Consider the following 2799-nt stretch of genomic DNA (forward strand, 5'->3'; position numbering starts at 1 on the left):
ACCGCCAGCACCGCCGCCGATGCAACCGCTACGGCCTCCGGCTCCGCCGCTACGGACACGGGCTCGGACGCGGGCACGACCACCTCGGCCGCAGCCGCGTCGTCCCCGGCCTTCGGCGAACCGGCCGGAGCCGTCGCCTTGCGCGTGGCCCGACGGCGCGTACGGCCCTTCGGCGCCTCCTCGACGGGCGCCTCGGGCTCGGCCACGTCGGTCGCGATCACCGCCACCGGTGCCTCGGCAGGAGCCTCGGCCAGGGCCTCCGGCTCCGCCGCCTTCGGCGAGCCGGCCGGAGCCGTCGCCTTGCGCGACGCACGGCGGCGCGAGCGTCCTCGCACGGAAGCCTCGGCCTCCGCCACGCTGCTGAACAGCTCCTCGTCCGGCGCGAAGGCAGGCTCCGCCAGCGCCGCCGGAGCGGCCACCTCCGCGGCGACCTCGGCCTCCGTCTCGCCCTCGGCTTCCGTCTCCGCCGCGATCCCGGCGAGCTCATGCTCATGCTCGTGCTCGTGGTCCACACCGGACACGCCACCACGGCCGCGCTTCTTGGAGCGCTTGCCGTTGCCACCGCCGCCGCCCGTCGTGGGCTGTTCCATATGGACGATCACACCGCGCCCGTTGCAGTGCACACAGGTCTCGGAGAACGACTCCAGCAGTCCCTGGCCGACCCGCTTACGCGTCATCTGCACCAGGCCCAGCGAGGTGACCTCGGCGACCTGGTGCTTCGTACGGTCCCGGCCCAGGCACTCCAGCAGCCGCCGCAGCACCAGATCCCGGTTGGACTCCAGCACCATGTCGATGAAGTCGATGACGACGATCCCGCCGAGGTCGCGCAGGCGCAGCTGGCGCACGATCTCCTCGGCCGCCTCCAGGTTGTTCCTGGTGACGGTCTCCTCCAGATTGCCGCCCTGCCCGGTGAACTTCCCGGTGTTGACGTCGACCACGACCATGGCCTCGGTCTTGTCGATCACCAGCGAACCGCCGCTCGGCAGCCAGACCTTCCGGTCCAGCGCCTTCATGAGCTGCTCGTCGATCCGGTACGTCGCGAAGACATCGGCCTCGCCCGTCCAGCGCGACAGCCGGTCGGAGAGATCGGGCGCGACATGCGTGACATAGCCGTGGATGGTCTGCCACGCCTGGTCACCGCTGACGATGACCTTTGTGAAGTCCTCGTTGAAGATGTCGCGCACGACACGGACTGTCATGTCGGGCTCACCGTAGAGAAGCGTCGGCGCGTTACCGCTCTTCGCCTTCTTCTTGATGTCCTCCCACTGTCCCTGGAGCCGTTCGACATCGCGGCGCAGCTCGTCCTCGCTGGCGCCCTCCGCGGCCGTACGGACGATGACGCCCGCGTCCTCGGGAACGATCTTCTTGAGGATGGTCTTCAGCCGGGCCCGCTCGGTGTCGGGCAGCTTGCGGCTGATGCCGGTCATCGAGCCCTCGGGCACATAGACCAGATAGCGGCCGGGCAGGGAGACCTGGCTGGTGAGCCGGGCGCCCTTGTGGCCGATCGGGTCCTTCGTCACCTGGACGAGCACCGACTGGCCGGACTTGAGGGCGCTCTCGATCCGGCGCGGGCCGTTGGCCATGCCCAGCGCCTCGAAGTTGACCTCGCCCGCGTACAGCACGGCGTTACGGCCCTTGCCGATGTCGACGAAGGCGGCCTCCATGGACGGCAGTACGTTCTGCACCTTGCCCAGATAGACGTTGCCGACGTAGCTGGTGGCCTGTTCCTTGTTGACGTAGTGCTCGACCAGGACGTTGTCCTCAAGGACACCGATCTGGGTACGCTCGCCGTTCTGGCGGACGACCATCACGCGCTCGACGGCCTCGCGCCGGGCGAGGAACTCCGCCTCGGTGATGATCGGCACCCTGCGGCGGCCCTGCTCTCGTCCCTCGCGGCGGCGCTGCTTCTTGGCCTCCAGCCGCGTCGAGCCCTTGATGGACTGCACCTCGTCGGCGCCGGTGCCGGGCTCGGTGTCCTTGCCGCGCCGCTCGCGCGGCTCGCGGACCTTGACGACCGTACGCTCCGGGTCGTCGCCGCCCGACTCGGCCTCGGCGGCGCCGTCACTGCGACGGCGACGGCGTCGGCGGCGACGGCTGCTGGAGGAGCCGCCACCGGAGGACTCAGCGGCCTCGGACTCGTCCTGCTCCTCGTCGTCCGCGTCGCTCTCGCGGTCGCCGTCCTCGGCGTGCTCGGCCTGTTCGGCGGACTCGTCGTGCTGCTCGTCGGTGGTCTCGTCGGCCTCGGCGGACTCGCCACGGCGACGGCGACGGCCGCCACGGCGACGGCGACGCGAGGGACGGTCCTCGTACTCGTCGGGGTCGTCGCCCTCGGCGGACTGCTCCGCCTCGGTGCCGGTCTCGTCCACCGAGTCACGGGAGTCGCGCGGCGCCTCTTCGGCGGCCGGCGCGCTCTCCACCGGCTCGGCTGACTCACCGCGACGGCGGCGCCTGCGACGGCCGGAGGGCTCCGGCGCGGCGACGGGCTCGGCCGCCGCGACCGTTCCGGTCCCGATCACGGCCTCGTGGTCGAGGTCCTGGTCGGCGGCGTCGTTGTAATCGGCGGAGTACTCGGCGTCGTAGGCGTCGTCGTACGCGGGCCTGACCGCAGCCGCGGCGGCTGCCGCGGTCTCCGGTGTCTGGAACATCGGCTCGGTGAAGACGGGCGCCTGGAAGACGGCCACGGCGGGCCGGTTGGCACGGCGGCGCGAGCGCTCGGGCGCCTCGGCGGGCTCCGCGACGGACGGGGCCAGGGCACCGCTCACGGGCCCGGGAGCGGTGGTGGCGGCTGTGGCGGGGGGG

Annotated in this window: 1 protein-coding gene; it reads right to left on the reverse strand. The window is 71.8% G+C overall.

Translation table 11 applies throughout. The features are described from left to right. Window positions 1-2799, reverse strand: a 2799-nt coding sequence (locus tag GA0115259_RS08970; RefSeq protein ID WP_141716497.1) for an Rne/Rng family ribonuclease, incomplete at both ends; no start/stop codon positions are given.

Source organism: Streptomyces sp. MnatMP-M17, from assembly GCF_900091995.1.
Taxonomy (GTDB): Bacteria; Actinomycetota; Actinomycetes; order Streptomycetales; family Streptomycetaceae; genus Streptomyces.